The organism is Streptomyces hilarionis (assembly GCF_024539675.1).
Taxonomy (GTDB): domain Bacteria; phylum Actinomycetota; class Actinomycetes; order Streptomycetales; family Streptomycetaceae; genus Streptomyces; species Streptomyces hilarionis.
On record NZ_JAHHIT010000902.1, the window covers coordinates 1 to 235 of the forward strand.

Here is a 235-nt window from a genome sequence, read left to right on the forward strand (position 1 = left end):
GTGCTGCGCCCATGCTGTCTTGAATGCTTCGCCAGGCGCTTGATCATCTTCTACTGGAAGGTGAAACCACTCGATGCCGAGCATTTGGCATTCTTCGGGCAGCAGGTCGATCTCATTCTGAAGCAACTCCTCGGTCGGCATCAGCGTCAGCAACGCCGATGCGCCTGCATCTTTCAGGGTTTGCAACGCCTCGAAAGGCCTGGTGCCCTTGGTGCCTGGACACGGGGTAAAGATC

At 57.0% G+C, this 235-nt stretch carries 1 protein-coding gene; it reads right to left on the minus strand.

All coding sequences use genetic code 11. The features are described 5' to 3' along the window. On the minus strand, positions 1-235 hold a 235-nt coding region (locus KMS84_RS44905; protein WP_256921683.1), incomplete at both ends, for a protein-tyrosine phosphatase family protein.